Below are 18,099 nucleotides of genomic sequence, written 5' to 3' on the forward strand. Positions count from 1 at the left end.
GAACCTAATGACAATTAAGGTGACGATGACGATCAGTGCTGCGAACACGACCATGATAACAGCGATGAAATTAATCATAAGCGATTTGTCGCTCTTCATCGTCTCGTAATCGATCTGATAATAATTTTTAAGGCCTGGACGTGGAAATTGATTATTAAAATCACTCAGCACATCCGTCGAATGCGTAGGGTCTTGTAAAATAACGGATAACATAGCCCCGTCCGCAGTTCCGTTCAAATTCGCTTTCAATTGCTGATAAGACGCGTTCGGCAGCATGAATTTAATGACGTAATTATCAGTCGTGTTCAATACCGTTGACTCGTAAAATCCAGCGATCCGATAACTGTATTCTTGGTCTTTATAATTGAACGTAATATTATCGCCTAAGCGATAACCCCCTTCGTCCTTAAAGCTGTACGACACGTAAATATCGCTGCTCTGAACCGTATCGAGTTTCTCAACGAGATGGATCGGCGAGATCTGTCTGTTGTCATCCGCGTTGAGCATGGCTGCATTTGTGTTAAAAAGGCTGTCCCCGTAGTGGAAATCGACGCCGCTCATAAGCAGCATCGATTCCTCCTCTACCTCTTTTACTCCAGGGTTATTGTTGAAATACGTTTCGAAAGCCGGCTCATAATCCGCCTGATTCATCACAAGATTAATATGCGCATCGTGCAACGCTTCTACCTTGTCATCGTAAAAGCTGGACATCTTGGTGATAATCGATATTCCCATGCTAAGCAGCAGGCTGGCGATCAGAACGAGAACGAGCAGCGATGTCGTTGAGCTTTTGCTTTTGCGAATATTGGCCCATGCCAGTTTGAAAATTTTCATATTACCACCCCATCTCCGTTAGGAAACCCTTCAACCTCTCAAGCCGCTGCGCGTTACGAGACGGATCATAGGCTCCCAAATTCAAATCCCCGCGCATGACGCCGTCGTGCAAATACAGAATGCGGTTGCCCCTCATGGCGGTTTTCATGTCGTGTGTCACCATAACGATGCTCTGACCATTGTTGTTGACTTTAGTCAGCACGTCGAGCACGCTGTCGCTGGAAGCCGAGTTGAGCGCACCGGTCGGTTCGTCCGCGAAAACGATTTTCGGATCATTGATCAGCGCCCGCACGATGCCTGCTCTTTGCGCTTCTCCACCCGACAACTGCGAGGGGAACTTGCGCCATGACTCCTCGTTCAGGCCTACTTGCTTCAGCAGCTTCTTGGCTTTATCCACTAACGTGCGCTTGCTTTGGCTTGAAAGCATTCCGCTTGCCAGCACATTATCGAGAATGCTCATATTGTCGAGCAGATGAACTTGCTGGAACACGAACCCGCAGTTGTTTCTTCTGAACTTGGCCAGCTTATCGTTGTTAAGCTCGGAAATATTCTTAGCGCCGAAGTGGATCGTACCGAGCGTCGGCTTATCCATTCCGCTGAGCGCGTAGAGCAGAGTTGACTTGCCCGAGCCGGAGCTTCCCATAATGATCGTGAAATCTCCTTCGATGAGCGTGATATCTAAGTTTTTCAGCACATGCTGTTGTACACCGCCGTTGGAAAATGTTTTGCAGAGCTTTTCGGTTTTTAACAATGCGTTTGTCATTTTCGAATCATCCTTGTCATTTTTTTAGTTGGTTGAATTAAAAAAAGGACTGCAACGTTGCTTACAGTCCTAGCATACAATACCGATTCTTATTGGATCTTTGCCGAATCCTTAACGGTTTCTTAATTGTTCCGTAAAGCTTAAATAAGCTTTAATCTGAGAGTTACAGTAAAACCGTCGTTACGATTCCAGCACTCCAGCTCACCTTGCATGCGCTGCATGAACGTATAAGAAATGTGCAGTCCAAGCCCGGTTCCGCTAAACCCTTCCGCATTCGTCCCCCGGTAGAACTTCCCCGTAAGAAGCGGCATCTCGTCCGCGGCGACACCTTTACCGTAATCGTTGATGTCGATTTCCAGAAAACCGCCCTGAATGCGCGCTTGGATCGTAATGTCAGTCCCCGCGTATTTATAGGCGTTGCTTAGTACGTTATCGAATACTTGCTGCAGACGCGACACATCCGCCACGATCGCGCACGGCGGAATGGGTTCGCAATGAATTCGGCCGTAATAGTTGACGCTTGCGATCATCTCTTCGACGAAGCTGCTTAACTCCTCGGTCGGCTCAACCTTCAGCTGCTGTATTTCTTCCAAAGTCGCATGGAACATATCGGTTACGAGCAGGTTGATCTGCTCCGCCTTGGCGACAATCATATTCAGCTGTTTAATCGTCTTCTCATCGTCGGCCCGAAGCAGCATCAGTTCGCTGATCGCTTTAATCGACGCGATCGGCGTCTTCACGTCGTGGCTTAAGCTTGCCACGAGCTCTTTCTTGCTTCTATTGGCGGCATATTCGCTTTCCCGCGCAGCGGCAAGCTCCTCGCGCATGATGTCGAAGCTTTCGGTGAACGCGCCGAACGGATTGCCTGCGCTCACCTTCAGCGGGATATCGAGGTTTCCTCTGGCGATATTGGTGGCGAAGCTTTTCAGTTTTTTAAAGGGCCTAAACACAGTAACGTGCAACAGAAACGCATATACGGCGGACAGAACAGCCAGCAGACTGAATGCCCCCACGATGACGGTCGCGAGCTTCCTTTGTTCTCGTTCGATAATGGGCTTGTACTCGTTCGGCACGATCAGCTTTCCTACGAGCGCGCCGTTCGAATGAACATCCACGACTGTGCTTCGTTTCTTAATCGCGTCGTTTAAATCTACGAACAAGCTCGGAGAAGACTCGAACAGCATGTTGGCCTCATTATCGATAACGATAAACGGCGTTTTGGTTTCGCCGAAGTCCGCTTTTTGGATATCCGGATAGTGGCTCTCGACCGTCTTGAGCAGTGCGTTCACCGCCACTACGTCCACATCGGCTTCCACTTTCGTATTCACCGTCCGGTAGGCCAGCACGACGCCCGCAACGATAATCGCTGCAATCATGAATAGCACAAAGCGCGTTCTCATGCCTCGTCATCCTCCAGAACGTACCCTCTGCCCCAAACGGTTTTAATATATCGCGGTTCGTGCGGCAAGTCTTCGAGCTTTTCCCGCAAATGGCGGATGTGAACGTTAAGCGTGCCATCCCCGACAAAGGAGTCGCCCCATACGTTCTGAAAAAGCTCTTCTTTTGGAATGATCCGATTCTTGTTGACCGCAAGGTAATGAAGCAATTTATACTCGAGCGACTTCAGTTTGACCTCTTCGCCGTTCATCCGCACGCGGCATAGCACCGGGTCGATCTTCACCGGACCGAATGATAATAATGTCGCCTCCGAACCGGAAGAGCCCTCATAGCCGCCGTACCTCTTCAGCATCGCTTTCACCTTAGCGAGCAGAATGCTGAGCGTATACGGCTTCTGCACATAATCGTCGCCGCCGATATTGAGCGCGATCAGCACGTCGTCGTCGCTGGACCTGGCGCTTATGAAAATAATCGGAATCTGCGTCGTTTGCCGCAGTTTCTTGCATAGTTCGAAGCCCGAAGCTTGTCCGAGATTAATGTCGAGCAGGATAAGCGATGTTTCATGCTCCCGCAGAAATTTTGAGCACGCCTCCACGTCGGAGACGTTAGCGGTTACGACTTCGAACATATTAAAATACTCCGTCGTCGTTTCCGCGAGTACGATCTCGTCATCCACGATCAAGCAATCGTATTTCATAGGACGCTCCATTTAATTAGTAGAATGAAAGATGCAGATTAATCTCCCATAATGTACCACATGGGCGGACGTTCGAAAACCCATAAAAAATAAGCTACCCTAAGCCTAACGACTGGAAGAGCTTTCATTCGTCGATAATTTGCTTAGCCAGTTGTACAGCAGGCAGGAAGCCACTAAATGACCGACTTTTCAGGCATCCCCACAGACCTTCAACAATATTCAATTGAGGACTGTATGGTGGTAGAAAGACAAGTTCTAGGCAATCCTTATGGTCCTGTAGAATGGTTCGATTAATTTTGCGTGATGATTTCAAGCGTTGTCCAAAACCAACACGGTTTTCCCGTTAGGATGTTTTGTCATTTTTATGGAGGCATAAATTACTCGCCAGATATATTTGCGACAATTGTTAAAATAAGAGCGGATGATCGTAAGGTGTACTAGCACAGATAGGCGCCGGCCCACATAAACTAGGGTATTCGACATCGCGGGAGGGTGACGGCTCGTGTCCGGACTTTTTGCGGCAATTGCCATGTTTTTAAAGAACCTGTCACTACTTGTCTCTTATGTCAAAAACAATGCGTTCCCTCAGCCTCTTGCCGAAGAGGAAGAGATGAAGCATCTGAAGCGGATGCAGCAGGGCGACCCGGATTCCCGCAACCTGCTGATCGAGCATAACCTGCGTCTCGTGGCGCATATCGTCAACACGTTGTGAACACAAACCGATGTCAGGAAGCGGCGCGGTTTGTATGCAGCGGGCGGTTTGTGAGGTGAGGGCGGACGAGCCTTATGGGGGGATATGCCGGTCCGAGAGGGGCCGCTTGTCTATTTCTTCTTGATCGGAGTGGTGTATGTTATACTGTTGATAATATAAAGGAAATACTTATGACAGGGGTGACATCGAATGGAAAAGGTCAATTCACAGAAAGAGTTGATGGAGAACATCGCTAATATGAACCGCGATAACTCCGTATTCCAATTTCGTATTCCAGGAAAAGGAAAGTTCACTCTCGTTTTGCAAGAGGAAGAGCAGCGTTCCATTCAAGCTGATGTTGAGGCGAATCCGGAATTGAAGGACATGATTGAACAAGGTAGGAAGGAATTCAAGTTGGGCAAATTCACGAGTACATCAGAAATACTGAAATCCTTATCCCCCGAGGACTTTCGATAATGCAACGCTTAGTTCTATGGTCTCCCGCGGTAAGAAACAAGCTCTCCCAGTTTCGCAGCGAGCGATTTTCCCCCGAGGAAACGTTTGATTTTATATCTCAATTGATTCTTGAAACAGAACCTGTACTCTCCAATCTGATATTAAGCAAAGCTTATACGGAGGAAGGGGGCACTTATGCGGGACTGTCACGTATCGTTGTGAAGAGGTTTAGGATTTACTTTGAACAGCAGGAAAATGACGTTTGGATTTTTGCTGTTCTGTTTCCTGGTGAGAAATGAAAATGAGGCTGATAATTGACTGACGAAATTGGAAGGAATGAGCGAAGAAGAATGGGAATGAACCTAAATAACTGACCCATTGTAACTCCATTGAGGATACAGTGGGTTTATTTTATTTCTATATACAGAATATTAATAAGGAGAACAGACGATCATGGTTTATATTTGCAGAATCGAACTGAATGAGATTGTCCCGAAGATTTGGCGTGAGTTTCAATTTCATCCGGAAGTAACGTTTCATCAGCTTCACAAAATCATCCAAACGGTCATGGGATGGGAAAATTACCATCTGTACGAATATCATGTTAATGGACAAGTTATTGGCCTGCCTGATCCGACATTCGCAGATCTGGAAGACCGCGAAGTGGTGAATGCACGGAGAGAAAATGTAAAAAAGCATTTTTACGATGAAAATACCGATTTTTCATACGTCTATGATTTTGGCGATAATTGGGGACATACGGTTACCCTGATCAAAATCGATGCGTCGGTATCGGATCCAACACCCTTGTGTTTGGATGGAGCCCGCAGTTGCCCACATGAAGATGTGGGAGGTGTATGGGGGTATCAGCATATGCTGGAAGTGCTGTCTACTCCCAATCATCCGGAGCAGGATCAGTTTATTGGGTGGGCAAAAAAGGGATATAATCCTGAACATTTTTCGTGCGAAGAGGTGAACCAGGAGCTTCTAAGGCAGAAGGACAAGCTTATCCCCAAGTCATTGATTAAGCGGCCGGAAGGCAAAAAGCTCATGAAGCTGACGAAGTCCGCTCTGAATAAGCATCTGAAGCAGCTAAATAACGATCAGTTGATTGATATTGTCAAGGCTTGTTATGGTGCCAGCAAAGATATGGAGAACTTTCTTGCCGTAAGAATACTGGGCGATGAAGCGGTAGAGTCTCTCTTTCACGAGTATCGCAAGAAGATAGTGCAAGAGTTTTTCCCTGAACGGGGTGATGCTAAGCTGAGGCTTCAAGAAGCTAAAAAAGCGATATCAGAATTCAAAAAATTAACTGGGAGCGCAAAGTACAGTCTGGAGCTGCAGTTGATCTACGTCGAAAATGGAGTGGACTTTACCTTAACCTATGGAGATATCGATGAACGTTTCTACTACAGCATGGAGTCTGTTTATGCTGATATTATAGAGCAAGTGAATGAAGATGAAACAGCTGTGATGTTCGACGAATTCGAGGAACGCCTCGAAGTGATTGTTTCGAAAGCAGACGAGGTCGGTTGGGGATTCCCTGAAGCTTTGGCTGATCTACACGCTCAAATACGATGGATTTAGGCGGAGAACGATATGAGCGGCAGGAAGAAAAAGAAGCGGACGGATCTGAAAACGGAAATCATGGAACTGTTTGAACAGGACGAGAATTTCTATTTTATCGCCGGATATACAGATGGCGGCTTCCCTTATGGGATTACGTGGGAGGAACATGAGGCAGAACAAATTGGCGAGTGGATAAAAACGACAGTAGCTGGAGAGAACCTATGAAAGAATTGAAATTGACCAAGCAGCAGTTTCAGGAGATAGTTGACACCTACGATATGTACATAGAAGGCATGGAGTCCTTCCTGAATATCCAAACTGGCGAAGTCGTCCATTACAGGCGTTTGACATCGATGAAGAGGACGAAGAATTAAGCGAAGCCATTGAAGAAGGCTATAATGAAATTTACTTTCGGATTCCACAACGGGAATCGGATGAAGGGTATGCGGATATGATGGATTTTGCGGCAACGATTGAAGATAAAAAGCTGCAATCCACTTTGATGCACATATTGAGCGGCGGCAAGAGAATATTCCGAAGATTCAAGGATGCGTTATCTTCCGACAAAGAGCAACTTGAGCGGTATTACCTTTTTATTGAAGGACGGAATCGCATGCGTGTCTCGGATTGGTTCATCTCTATTCAAGTGAAGTTGATTCTCGAGTGATTTATTCAATTGCTGTTGGCCATTTAAAGCACTTGGCTCAAGCATACATTAAAAGCATAAAATCAACAAAAGGGCAGGTTTGAAAAGGATGGATGGACGATGAATAATATGGACCGCATTCAAGAGTTGTCAAAATATATCAAGCTGACCGGGGAACGGGCGAAGCTGGATGCGATAGCGAATGGGACGTACATTGTATAAAAAAACGATAACGGACAGATCGTGAAGGAATATGCGAACGGCGAAATCGAAGTCGTTCAAGACCCGGGGGGGTCATGAATGACATCTTCCCCGATCATGTGCAGGGCGGTCTGATTGCCCCGTTCCACCTTGTTTTTTTGCGTTTTAAAAGGGTGGGGATTACAAAATAAGTTTTTACGCAAAGTGAACAGGCACAGATAGGCGCCGGCCCACATAAGATGTTGTATTCGACATCGCGGGAGGGTGACGGCTCGTGTCCGGACTTTTTGCGGCAATTGCCATGTTTTTAAAGAACCTGTCACTACTTGTCTCTTATGTCAAAAACAATGCGTTCCCTCAGCCTCTTGCCGAAGAGGAAGAGATGAAGCATCTGAAGCGGATGCAGCAGGGCGATCCGGTTTCCCGCAACCTGCTGATCGAGCATAATCTGCGTCTCGTTGCGCATATCGTCAAAAAGTTCGACAACACCGGCGAAGATCTGGAGGACCTGATCTCCATCGGTACTATCGGGTTGATCAAAGCCATTGAATCGTTTTCCCCAGAAAAAGGCACCAAGCTGGCCACCTTTGCCGCGCGCTGTATTGAAAACGAAATCCTTATGCATCTTCGTTCTCTGAAAAAGACCCGCAAAGACGTATCCCTCCACGACCCCATTGGTACGGATAAGGAAGGAAACGAGATCACCTTAATCGACATTCTCGGCTCCGAATCCGACGATGTGGCGGAGAAGGTGCAGATGAAGATCGAGAAGTCAAAAATTTACGCCCATTTGGATATTTTGGACCCACGGGAGCAGGAAGTGATCCGCGGACGCTTCGGTCTCGACACCGGCGGCGAGGAGAAGACTCAACGGGAGATCGCCAAAGAGCTGGGCATCAGCCGCAGCTACGTGTCGCGAATAGAAAAACGAGCGCTGATGAAGCTGTACCATGAATTTTATAAGGTGAAACGATAATGCATAAGCAGTCTGCCGAGGGGCAGGCTGCTTTTTATTGTAAAAGAAGATGTATGGCAGTAGAGATGGAGGATCATTCGTGATCCTCTTTTCTTTTCCGGGAGTTCGACTTAGCCAGATTCTGCATAAATCGATTTTCTCAACGACACACTACTCAGTAGGAGGTGGTAAAAATTGCATCGATCCGATGGACAAAACCTTAAAGGGTTGGAAAAGCAGCTTTATGAGCGGTTTTGGAAGAATTCCGATTTCACCTACACAACCCTGGTTGTCGGAAGCGAGGAATATAAAGCCTATTTCCTTGAATCTCTTGTCAATCTTCGGAAAACGGTATCCGCCATGAATCAAGAAGCGGCCAAACCGGATAATGACTCGTTGAGGCAAGCATTTAGAACGATGGATGATGACGCCTCTGCTTCTGTATCTCGTTTGGCTGAACATTTGCTGCAGGGTAAGCTTATTTCCTTCGGTAAGGATGATTTGGCCACGATTATCGAACCGGAGCCGGCTGAACTTTCTCGCTCCATCATGATTCCGAACAGCGAGAATCCCATTCAGTCTGCATTTGATGCTTTTACGGAAGATATTGATAAAAATATCGGGCTGATGCGTAAAAAAATGATTTCGGATCATCTGGTCATCGAAACCCGGTATATGGGGAGCCAATCGGCTAAAAAAATCGCCATTATCTATCTGGAAGGGACCGCCCAGCCGAAAGTTATCGAATCCATCCAGAAAAGTCTGGAGCAGAATCAGGACAAGGAGATAACAACGGCTCGAGATTTGACCCGTGCGTTGGGGCATCCCAAATTCACGATTACGCCTACCTACATCCCAACAGAACTTCCCGGGGAGGCGGTACAGAATTTGATGAATGGGAAAGTCGTGATCCTGATCGACCAAATATCGTTTGCCTTTTCTTTTCCGGCGATCGTAACGGATTTATGGACCACAACCCTAGATGCGAACTACCCGCAGCTCTTTCAACTGTTTTTACGCATTATACGGATAGGAGCCGCGCTTATGGCGGTTATGCTTCCAGGTCTTTATATCGTGTTGAATTCCGTTAACCCGGAGTTGCTACGGATACAGTTGGCCATCACAGTAGCCAAGAGCAGAGAAGGGGTTCCTTATCCTTCACTTATCGAAATGCTGCTGGTCATGCTGCTGCTGGAGATGATCATTGAGGCTACGATCCGGCTTCCCAAGAACATCGGGCCTACCATCACGATGATCGGGGGCATCCTGCTGGGACAGGCGATCGTTCAGGCCAAGCTTGTGAGCAATTTGTTAATCATTATTTTGGTTGCATCCGCTATTGCCAATTTTGCGCTAACGAGTTATATAAACGGGGTCGGCATAAGGATGTACAAGTATGTGGTGATGTTCGCCAGCTCGTTTTTCGGGATATGGGGGTTAGAAGCCGCGATGATCTGGATCACGCTCTATTTCGCGTCCTTGACGACATGCTCGGTCCCTTATTTAAGCTTAAGTGTGAAAGGGAAGGCTTCAGATGAATAAACGGCTGACACTTATCCTTTTGTTTCTGCTGCATCTGGCATCGATCTTTGCCATCGTTCCCGAGCGGATGATTTCGGCTACTGACAAAGGGCATTGGATGGCCATCGCGGCCCTCTTTTTAATAGAGCTGCCCATTCTATGGTTATATTTGAAGGCGTTGGCATTGTTCCCTGAGAAAACGGCAGCTGATATCTGCATGGATGCTTTGGGGAAATGGGGAGCAAGGCTAATTGTTTTGCCTTTACTGATTTTTTTGTTTCTATTAATATTCACGCAGATGTATTACCAAACGGTTGAAATTAAGGCGGTGCTTCTTCAGCAAACGCCGTTCGCCGCAACGTCGGTTCTTTATGTCTTCCTCATCTTCTACGGAGCTTGGAAAGGGCTTTCGGTGATCATTCGGTCAAGCATGTTGTGGTTTTTCTTGTACATGCCTTTCGTCCTTTTCTCCATGCTGATCAGCATCAAAAATTTGAGATTCAGCTACATTTTCCCGGTATGGGATGGCAGCTTTTCCTTTCTCTTTCATCCGGATTTCTATGTGGGAATGGTTATTTATGCCGGATTTCTGTTTCTTGGCATGACATCCTCAAAAAAACCGATCGGTTTTGGCAAAGCAGCCGCGGTGGTTGGGATTGTATTTGTTTTTGCTATGGGATCTGTCTATATCCCGCTGCTCGTTTTTGGGCAGGAAACGGCAGTACATATGAAATACCCTTTGCTTATGGCATCGGATACGATTGATATGGAATGGGTCGTGTTTGACTGGCTCCCGAGCTTCTACGTCGTTTCATCCAATGCGCTCGGAGTATTGAAGGCTTCCGTTCTGATCTGGATGTTTGTGTCGCTTCTGCATCTGTTGTTTATCCCAAAAGCCAATAGTAAATGGATTTTATCGATTGCGAGCATCATTCTGTATGTCTCTGTCCAGCTAATACCGAACGAGAACACCTTGAATAACTATTTATATCTGAACTCGTACTTTTGCCTGTACTCCACGATTGGCTTTCCCATCATCGTATTCCTTGTGGCGCAATGGCGCCGAAGGAAGGTGAACGCATGAGCATCCGCATGATGAAACTCCTGATTGCCTCACTCTGTATGATTTTGCTGCTGTCAGGGTGCTGGGATACGAAGGACATCAACAAACAGTATCTTCCCTCTGTTATGGGCATAGGGAAAGGCCGTTTGGAAAAATACAGGATCATCCTGCAAGTCCCAAAGGCATCCGGAAAAACCCAGTTTTTAGATAAGGAGGCGCAATCCATCAGCAAAGCGATCGATTTGATTCGGACCGATTCCGAGAAAAGCATTGATTTAGTGCATTTGCGGATCCTGCTGATTGATAAGGAATTGGCCAGTCAAGGGATAGATAACATCGTCAATTTCGCAGTCAGAGCCAACGATATCTCCATTAAAGGGATGGTAGCGGTAGTGGATGAAGAATTCGAGAAGACGCTTTACCATGAAATATCCCCGACGCCGGAAGTGTCAACGTATGATTTTTTCAGTGAAGAAGCAGGATGGACACCCAATCAATCGATTATAAGAATATGGGAAGCTTACCGCAGCCAGAATTCCTACTCGGAAGATATGGCCATTCCGATGCTCAAGTACGGCAAGCATACATTGTTTACCTTTAAAGGTACGGCTATCATTCGGGAAAATCGCATGGTTGGAACGCTAAGCCAGGACGAAACGCTTTTGTACAATTTATTCAAGGGGAGGTATACGGGGGGGACGATCGAGGTATCTCAGAACACGAGCGTCTTGATACAGAACGCTAAAATAAAGCATCACCGGCATTGGTCTGATAAGGGGCCGTCTCTTGTGACAGACGTTACCCTCAATGTCGTGATTATGGAAATTCAAAAAGGAAAAACCAAAGATCAGGTTGAGAAAGAGATGCGCGAACAGCTGAATCGGAAATTTAACAAGACTGTGAAAAAGATACACGATTACAAATCAGATGTGCTGGGGATCGGTCTCATCTTTCGACCGTATCTGGCAGATGAGCAAATAAAGGAATGGAAATCGAAGTGGTTTCCATTGCTTGAGCAGAACGTCAATGTTCGTGTGAATGTAATGAACGAAATCTACTTTAAGAGCATGGAAAAAGTTCCTAAGCAGAATAGCTTGTTGAAAAGCTCGTGAACTTGGTTTAGTGTTTGAGAAACGGACGATGAAAAGATAAGGTTGCCGAAAACAGTTCACCGAGGGGCGGGCTGTTTTCCGTTTTTATAATGGACAAGATAGATAAAATGAGAGGAAGCAGTAGATGACCATCAAGATTACGATATTTTCACGGCCAGGTTTGTGATAAGGTGTGAAAAGAAATCATCAGGTAAGAGGTGGATATATGAAGATCAGCAATCCCGTTATTAAAGGGTTCTACCCTGACCCCAGTATCTGTAAAGCGGGCGATACCTACTATCTCGTGTGCAGTTCCTTTCAGTTTTTTCCCGGCGTCCCACTTTTTGAAAGTAAAGATCTGATCAACTGGCGGCAAATCGGCCACTGCCTGACAAGAAAAAGCCAGATTCAACTGGAGAGCGTGAACAGCTCGGGTGGGGTTTTTGCCCCGACGATTCGCCATCACGATGGCCGTTTCTATATGACCACAACGAATGATACGACGCATCAGAACTTCTATGTATGGACGGACGACATTTACGGCGAGTGGTCCGAACCCATTTTTGTAGAGCAGGACGGAATTGATCCAAGCTTGTATTTTGAGGACGGGAAAGCCTTCTTTATGAGCAACGGAACGGATGATCAGGGTGTTGGCGGGGTTGTCCAATGCGAAATCGATATCGAGACGGGCCGTAAGCTGACGCCAAGCCGTTCCATTTGGCAAGGTTCGGGCGGGCGTTATCTGGAAAGTCCGCATCTGTACAAAATAAAGGGAACTTATTATCTCATGGCGGCTGAAGGCGGAACGGAATATGGCCACATGGTAACCTACGCCAGGGGAAATGATCCATTCGGTCCTTTTGAAGCTTACCCCGGCAATCCCGTTTTGACCAATCGGAACTTAGGCGGCTATGAGGTGCAGGGCGTCGGGCACGGCAACCTTATAGAAGACGATCGAGGCAATTGGTGGATTTTCCACTTGGGATTCCGCCAGATTCACCGGTGGCTTACCTACCACCATCTTGGACGTGAAGTATTCCTTGCGCCGGTTACATTCGGGGAGGACGGCTGGTTTCAGGCGGGGCACAATGGAACGACTTTGGCCAGTTTTGAAACGGACTGCATTCCGCACGGCGTGACGCAAATGGAGAAAAAGATCGACACCTTCGAAAATACGAATTGGGATCTGGACTGGTGTTATCTACGCCATCCGCATCATGAAAATTATCGGTTGGAAGAAAACAAGCTAACGCTCAAAGGTACGGGTGTCACCCTTGATCAAGCGGATTCTCCTACTTTCTTCGCGATCCGTCAGAAGGATTTCAATGCTGTCATTTCCTGCGACGTATCCATCAACCATGGCGAGGCTGGCATTACGGTATACATGGACGAAAACCATCATTATGATTTAGCTATTCGCAAAATCGGGACGGGCTATGAGGTCATCAAGCGTCTGAATATCGGCGATATCAAATCGGTGGAAAAAGTCGTGGAGCTTACCGGCGGCAATCGCGCATCGCTGGTGATTCGGGCAACCAGTACCAACTACAGCTTCTTTCTTCGAGCAGAGGAGCAGGAAATTGATTTGGGATCAGCCCAATCCAGATACCTTTCCTCAGAGGTTGCCGGAGGATTCACCGGGGTCGTGATCGGATTGTATGCACAGTCCGAAGGCTCCAGCAATGAAGCGGAGTTTTCGAATTTTTGCTGCGAATACTTGTAATACTGACCCATGAAAGCAATTTGGCTAACCTCATTGTAAAAAGGATGAGAACAAGAAGCACCAGAACGGTTATTGTTGTTTTCGGTGCTTCTTTTTTCGTGGGTGCAAAATTTTAACAAGTTCATTTTCTAAAGCCTGTATCCGGCTGATCCCTACTGTAACTGCGTTTCTGCAAATCGATAGAAGCGTTCCGCTTCGTCCCAGGTTGAAAATCCGGCTTGTGCCATTTTGTCGCTGCCTCCGCCTTTGCCCCCAAAACGGGATAAGTGCTCTTTGAAAAATGCGCCGCAGGAAAACTCTCTGTTGCCACCATGAGCGAGCATGACTTTATTCTCGGCCGTGAGAGCGATCAATACCACCGCGTCACTCTCCGCCGTAAGCAGATGAGCTAGATTCTGAGCTTCCTTCAGCGGCCGGTCGTCCAGCACAATGGATATAATCCCGCTATCGGCAGTTGTTTGAAGATCACCGTTTCCGCTAGATTTGTCCTGGTGACTCGCCAGTAATTCCCGTACAAAAAATTGGTCAATCTTGTCCCTCAGGATAGCGGCATCTTCCAACAATCGTTTCTGTTCCAGTTCGCCCTTTTCGAACCGATCCAACAAGCTGCCCTTATTCGTCTTCAAAGCGGTTGTGAGAGCGCTGATGATCCGTTGATTTTCCTGGGCTTCCGCCAGTGCTCGCGCGCCGCATTTGAAATGGATGCGGGTATTTCCTTTCATTTTTTCCGTCCGGAGCAGCTTGATCATGCCAAGTTCTCCCGTAGAACAGACATGGGTTCCACCGCAAGCGTTGTGTTCCACATTCTCCATTTCCACAATTCGGATGCGGTCTGTCACCTTCGGCTGCTTTACCAGCTCCAGATTTGCAGCCTCTTCCGCCGAAACAAAGGTGCTACGGATGGCATGATTGGTATAGATATGCTGGTTCACGGCTATCTCCAGCTTCTCCAGCTCATCAATGGTCAGGTCCGGTTTTTCCACGTCGATCGTACAGGTATCTGCGCCAAGATGAAAGCTTACGGTCATTGCTCCAAAGAGGTTGCGGCATATGGCAGACAACAAATGCTGGCCGCTGTGCTGCTGCATGTGGTCATACCTGCGGCTCCAGTCGATACGGCACTCCTGGGTGCCGGCACCCGGTAGCTGCGCTACCTTGTGCAGAACCTCACCCTCTTCGGTTATCACATCCAGCACCGGCTCACCGCCGATGGTACCCGTATCGCATGGCTGGCCACCTCCATGGGGATAGAAGGCGGTTTGGGCTAATAAGACGTATTGTCCGTCCTGCCGCGTTATCGTGCCGCTAACTTCTGTTCGCCACTCCGTCATATAGGGTGAATCATAGTAGAGCCGCTCTGTTTCTGCCATTTCGGTCTGCCTCCGTTTCATCATCTAAACCTGGTCTATTATACCACTTCTCATGACCGCAGCGGCCAAGGAGCTTACCATTTTTCGATTATCATGTTTTCGATTAGAATGATAAAGCGGGAGGCCCCTTCCATTCGGGTGCGGGCTTCCTCAAATACAAGGATGTCGTAATTTGAAAAGACACCGGAGATGAGGATTAAGATGACAAAGACACCCTATCAAAACCCCGATTTGCCTCTGGAGGATCGGTTGAACGATCTTCTTAGCCGATTAACATTGGATGAAAAGATCGGTCTTATGCCGCAATATCAAGTGGCAGTGGAACGGCTTGGCATACAAGCTTACAAGCATGGAACGGAAGCCGCCCACGGCATGGCCTGGCTCGGCGAGGCGACGGGTTATCCCCAGCCGATCGGATTGGCGTGTACATGGGATAAGGATTTGCTCAAACGGATCGGCAGCGCGATTGGCGACGAGGCCCGCGGCTTCTACAAGCTGGATCCTACACATAACGGATTATCCCTTTGGGCGCCGACAGTGGACATGGAACGCGATCCGCGCTGGGGACGGACGGAAGAAGCCTACGGGGAAGATCCCGTACTGGCCGGAAAATTGTCCGCTGAGCTGGTGCAAGGCATTCAGGGCGATCATCCGTTTTATTTGAAGGCGGTTGCCACGCTGAAGCATTTTATCGGCAACAACAATGAGGTAGGGCGAGGCAACAGCTCCGTTAGCCTAGATCCGCGGAATCTCCGCGAGTACTATTTGAAGGCGTTTGAAATCCCGTTCAAGGAGGGCGGCGCCCAGTCGATGATGACGGCCTATAACGCCATCAACGGCATACCGGCGAACTTAAGCAGCATGGTAGTCGACATCGTTAAGGGAGAGTGGGGCATGGACGGCTTCGTTGTCAGCGATGCCTTCGACGTGTCGGGAACCGTGCGGGATCATCAATATGTTGAGACTTTTGCGGAAGCCGTAGCCCAGTCCATTCAAAAAGGCGGCATCGATAGCATTACCGATGAAGCCGACTTCGTCATGAAGGAGATTCGGGAAGCACTGGCGAAGGGGCTCTTGTCTGAAAATGACCTCGATACAGCGCTGCGAAATACATTCCGCGTCCGCTTTCGGCTCGGCGAATTCGATCCGGTTGAAGGAAATCCGTACGCCGCAATCGATGAGACCGCAATCCTCCGCAAATCCCATTCCGATTTGGCGCGGGAAGCGACGCAGAAAGCCGTCGTACTGCTGAAAAACGAGGGAGAAGCTCTGCCGCTTCAAGCGGACAAGCTGCGCAAGCTGGCCGTAGTCGGACCACTGGCGGATATCGTATACCGCGACTGGTACAGCGGTTCGCTGCCGTACGCTGTCAGTCCGCTTCAAGGGATAGAGGAGCGGCTTGCGGCCGCCGGTAACGGTGCCCAAACCGTGCACGCCAGAGGCACGGATCGCGTGCGTTTGAAAGCAGTCAGCTGCGGGAAGTATGTCCGTCTCGGCGATTCTGATAAAGCGAAGGATGTTCTTGCGGCTGATGCACTTCATGCCGAGGACGGCGATGTGTTCGAATTGACGGACTGGGGCTTCGGCAGCCATACGCTGATCGCCGAGAAGAACGGCCGCTATTTAACGACAGACGACAAGACCGTTCAAGCGTCGGCCCAGATGATCTGGGAATGGTTCACCAAAGAAGTATTCCTTATTCAACCGGAAGCAAGCGAAGGTTCGCAACGGAAGATTTCGACTTGGAACGGGGTGCCCGTGACAGTCGATGTCAACTCGGGTAATCTTCTTGCTGGCGACGGCCAAGGGGCGGAAACCGCTAACGCCATCAATGTCGGTGGAGCTGCGGAGATAGCCGATGCCGGCGTTGGCGCGCCAGCTGAACGATTCGCATTCGAAACGGTGACAAGCGGTATTCAGTCTGCTGTAGAAGCTGCGCGGGATGCCGATGCAGCGATTGTAGTCATCGGCAATCACCCTTTAATCAATGGGAAAGAGACGATGGACAGGCCGGATATCACATTAGCAGCATCGCAGGAAAAGCTTGCGCTGGAAGTGCTCGCGGCCAACCCGAACACCATCATCGTCGTTGTTGGCAGTTACCCGTTTGCCCTGAATGCTCTGCAGGAGAAGGCTCCGGCAATTCTGTATACATCCCATGCAGGCCAAGAGCTTGGCCGCGCTGTTGCAGACGTGTTGTTTGGCGTTGTCAATCCGGCCGGCCGCGTGAACATGACGTGGTACAAGTCCGTCGATCAACTTCCGCCTTTTATGGATTACGACATCATCCGCGGTGGACGGACGTACCAATATTTCGAAGGCGATCCCTTGTATCCATTCGGTCATGGCCTCTCATATAGCGATTTCAGGTATGAGGATCTGAGACTCTCTTCCAATCAAGTTGAGGTTGGGAAGCAAGATTTCGTCGAGGTCACCTGTCGGGTGACCAACACAAGCGATCGCGCGGGCGAGGAAGTCGTGCAGCTCTATGTGCGGGCAGAAGCCTCCCGTGTGAAGCGACCCCAGTTGCAATTGGCGGACTTCCGCCGGATCGTATTCATGGCCGGAGAGACAAAAGAGGTGACGTTCAGGCTCCCTCTGGAAACCCTCGCCATATGGGATGTGACGCGTGAACGCTTCTGTATCGAAAGCGGTGAGATCACCATTTTCCTGGGGGCATCTTCCCAAGATTTGCGGCTCAAGGACCGTGTGAAAGTTACCGGCGAAACGATCCCGCCGCGGGACCTCAAGCAGGTGACCTTGGCGATGAATTATGATGCATACGAGGGTGTTCAACTAGGGGAATGCACGGAGGGCGGAACCGCCGTCGTCGTTAGCGGTACGGCCGGCTGGTTAGCCTTCCATGACGTCGAGCTGGGAACGGGCGTTTCCGCGATAGAGCTTCGTGCTTCCAGCGTCGGAGATGCGAAAATCGATATCCGGTTGGATGGACCGAACGGCCCCCTCGCCGGCAGTTTCGCGATTTCAAATGACGGTTCGAAGACTTGGCGCAGCTTCTCGAGTGGCTTGACGTCAGCAAACGGCCGTCACGACGTTTATCTCGTCTTGAAGGGACAGGTTTCCCTTAGTTGGTTCCGTTTGTTGGCATAGATCTAAACTC

General features: G+C 48.6%; 17 protein-coding genes and 2 pseudogenes. 13 read left to right on the plus strand and 6 right to left on the minus strand.

Going from position 1 to position 18,099, the window contains the following annotated elements; translation table 11 throughout:
* The 5 genes and pseudogenes from TJ79_RS00025 to TJ79_RS26415 all read right to left on the minus strand — a co-directional run.
* Positions 1-834 (minus strand): hypothetical protein (locus TJ79_RS00025; protein WP_040948235.1); only part of this gene is annotated, 834 nt, incomplete at its 3' end.
* A 1-nt stretch (position 835) separates the two neighbouring features.
* On the minus strand, positions 836-1,597 hold the full coding sequence (locus TJ79_RS00030) for an ABC transporter ATP-binding protein (protein WP_040948236.1): 762 nt from the start codon (positions 1,595-1,597) through the stop codon (positions 836-838).
* Positions 1,598-1,737: 140 nt separating this feature from the next.
* Positions 1,738-2,997 carry a HAMP domain-containing sensor histidine kinase gene (locus TJ79_RS00035; RefSeq protein WP_040948237.1) on the minus strand — a complete coding sequence of 420 codons (1,260 nt, stop codon included), beginning with the start codon at positions 2,995-2,997 and terminating at the stop codon, positions 1,738-1,740.
* On the minus strand, positions 2,994-3,692 hold the full coding sequence (locus tag TJ79_RS00040) for a response regulator transcription factor (RefSeq protein WP_040948238.1): 699 nt from the start codon (positions 3,690-3,692) through the stop codon (positions 2,994-2,996). Before TJ79_RS00040 ends, TJ79_RS00035 begins: the two co-directional genes overlap by 4 nt.
* A gap of 184 nt (positions 3,693-3,876) precedes the next feature.
* A pseudogene (locus tag TJ79_RS26415) lies at positions 3,877-4,040 on the minus strand (transposase); the annotation flags it as partial.
* 154 nt (positions 4,041-4,194) lie between these two features.
* On the opposite strand from TJ79_RS26415, the pseudogene TJ79_RS00045 reads away from it, so the two are divergent.
* From TJ79_RS00045 to TJ79_RS00100, 12 genes and pseudogenes are all read left to right on the plus strand, one after another.
* Positions 4,195-4,392, plus strand: a pseudogene (locus tag TJ79_RS00045) (RNA polymerase subunit sigma-70); the annotation flags it as partial.
* Positions 4,393-4,593: 201 nt separating this feature from the next.
* A complete protein-coding gene (locus TJ79_RS00050; protein ID WP_040948240.1) occupies positions 4,594-4,860 on the plus strand; it encodes a hypothetical protein in 267 nt (88 codons plus the stop codon).
* Positions 4,860-5,138: a hypothetical protein gene (locus TJ79_RS27835; protein ID WP_040948241.1), complete on the plus strand. Its 279-nt coding sequence runs from the start codon at positions 4,860-4,862 to the stop codon at positions 5,136-5,138. Before TJ79_RS00050 ends, TJ79_RS27835 begins: the two co-directional genes overlap by 1 nt.
* 154 nt (positions 5,139-5,292) lie before the next feature.
* Complete coding sequence (locus tag TJ79_RS00060) at positions 5,293-6,426, plus strand: DUF6155 family protein (protein ID WP_040948242.1); 1,134 nt, start codon at positions 5,293-5,295, stop codon at positions 6,424-6,426.
* Positions 6,427-6,438: 12 nt separating this feature from the next.
* Entirely contained in the window at positions 6,439-6,633 is a 195-nt protein-coding gene (locus tag TJ79_RS27840) for a hypothetical protein (protein WP_238322701.1), read from the plus strand.
* Complete coding sequence (locus tag TJ79_RS27845) at positions 6,630-6,782, plus strand: hypothetical protein (RefSeq protein ID WP_238322702.1); 153 nt, start codon at positions 6,630-6,632, stop codon at positions 6,780-6,782. The genes TJ79_RS27840 and TJ79_RS27845 overlap by 4 nt, the downstream gene beginning before the upstream one ends.
* Positions 6,783-6,811: 29 nt before the next feature.
* Positions 6,812-7,075: a UPF0158 family protein gene (locus TJ79_RS27850; RefSeq protein ID WP_238322705.1), complete on the plus strand. Its 264-nt coding sequence runs from the start codon at positions 6,812-6,814 to the stop codon at positions 7,073-7,075.
* A gap of 454 nt (positions 7,076-7,529) precedes the next feature.
* Positions 7,530-8,231: an RNA polymerase sporulation sigma factor SigK gene (gene sigK, locus TJ79_RS00080; RefSeq protein WP_040948244.1), complete on the plus strand. Its 702-nt coding sequence runs from the start codon at positions 7,530-7,532 to the stop codon at positions 8,229-8,231.
* A gap of 174 nt (positions 8,232-8,405) precedes the next feature.
* Positions 8,406-9,752: a spore germination protein gene (locus TJ79_RS00085; RefSeq protein WP_052339127.1), complete on the plus strand. Its 1,347-nt coding sequence runs from the start codon at positions 8,406-8,408 to the stop codon at positions 9,750-9,752.
* The gene (locus TJ79_RS00090) at positions 9,745-10,815 is read left to right on the plus strand and encodes a GerAB/ArcD/ProY family transporter (protein WP_040948245.1); all 1,071 of its coding nucleotides are present in this window, start codon (positions 9,745-9,747) and stop codon (positions 10,813-10,815) included. The genes TJ79_RS00085 and TJ79_RS00090 overlap by 8 nt, the downstream gene beginning before the upstream one ends.
* Complete coding sequence (locus TJ79_RS00095) at positions 10,812-11,906, plus strand: Ger(x)C family spore germination protein (RefSeq protein WP_040948246.1); 1,095 nt, start codon at positions 10,812-10,814, stop codon at positions 11,904-11,906. Before TJ79_RS00090 ends, TJ79_RS00095 begins: the two co-directional genes overlap by 4 nt.
* A gap of 205 nt (positions 11,907-12,111) precedes the next feature.
* The gene (locus TJ79_RS00100; RefSeq protein ID WP_040948247.1) at positions 12,112-13,608 is read left to right on the plus strand and encodes a glycoside hydrolase family 43 protein; all 1,497 of its coding nucleotides are present in this window, start codon (positions 12,112-12,114) and stop codon (positions 13,606-13,608) included.
* Positions 13,609-13,760: 152 nt separating this feature from the next.
* Here TJ79_RS00100 and TJ79_RS00105 read toward each other — a convergent pair whose 3' ends face one another.
* The gene (locus TJ79_RS00105; RefSeq protein ID WP_040948248.1) at positions 13,761-14,978 is read right to left on the minus strand and encodes an alanyl-tRNA editing protein; all 1,218 of its coding nucleotides are present in this window, start codon (positions 14,976-14,978) and stop codon (positions 13,761-13,763) included.
* Between the two features lie 201 nt (positions 14,979-15,179).
* Between TJ79_RS00105 and TJ79_RS00110 the strand changes: the two genes are divergently transcribed.
* Positions 15,180-18,089 carry a glycoside hydrolase family 3 protein gene (locus TJ79_RS00110; RefSeq protein WP_238322703.1) on the plus strand — a complete coding sequence of 970 codons (2,910 nt, stop codon included), beginning with the start codon at positions 15,180-15,182 and terminating at the stop codon, positions 18,087-18,089.
* Positions 18,090-18,099 lie beyond the last annotated feature (10 nt).

Source organism: Gorillibacterium massiliense (genome assembly GCF_000455485.1).
In the GTDB taxonomy this organism is placed as follows: domain Bacteria; phylum Bacillota; class Bacilli; order Paenibacillales; family NBRC-103111; genus Gorillibacterium; species Gorillibacterium massiliense.